This window comes from Cryobacterium sp. MLB-32 (genome assembly GCF_000738085.1).
GTDB lineage: Bacteria > Actinomycetota > Actinomycetes > Actinomycetales > Microbacteriaceae > Cryobacterium.
Genome location: NZ_JPRS01000712.1, coordinates 1 through 510, shown reverse-complemented (window position 1 = coordinate 510; position 510 = coordinate 1). Strand labels below are relative to the sequence as shown.

2 protein-coding genes are annotated in these 510 nt (G+C 57.3%); both read left to right on the top strand.

Annotation, left to right across the window (positions count from 1 at the left end):
- The first annotated feature begins 139 nt into the window (after window positions 1-139).
- Window positions 140-238 (top strand): 30S ribosomal protein bS22, encoded by a 99-nt coding sequence (locus JF66_RS22725; protein ID WP_003792170.1) that lies wholly within the window; start codon window positions 140-142, stop codon window positions 236-238.
- A 108-nt stretch (window positions 239-346) separates the two neighbouring features.
- Window positions 347-510 (top strand): glutaredoxin family protein (locus JF66_RS21035; RefSeq protein WP_035880928.1); only part of this gene is annotated, 164 nt, incomplete at its 3' end.

Sequence of the window (510 nt, the reverse complement as noted above, 5' to 3'; positions counted from 1 at the left end):
AGTGCCGGAATCGGCCGTCGCACTGGCTATTCAGAGCCCGATTGCCGACTCTGCGTAGATCCCAGCGAATTTCTCCAGTAGAATGGGGTTTTCGTGTCTGTCGCGAGTCCCGCGGCGAATCAACTCTTTGTGAGGTCCTGTGGGTTCTGTAATCAAGAAGCGACGCAAGCGCATGGCAAAGAAGAAGCACCGCAAGCTGCTTCGTAAGACCCGCCACCAGCGTCGCAATAAGAAGTAAGACGGTTTTTCAACCGTAACCAAGCGTGAGCGCTGGGCCTCTTCAGGTCTGGCGCTTTTTGCTTGCCCTTTTTCGCTTGCCCTTTTCGTCGTCAACTAGGCTTGTTGCATGGCGAATATTCACCTCACCCTGATCGGCAAGCCCGGTTGTCACCTCTGCGACGATGCGCGCGACCTCGTTGCGACCGTCGTGCAGAAGGTCATCGACGAGCGTCCGAGCCCCGACATCACGGTCGAGGAGCGATCCATCCTCGACGACGCCGAACTGCATGC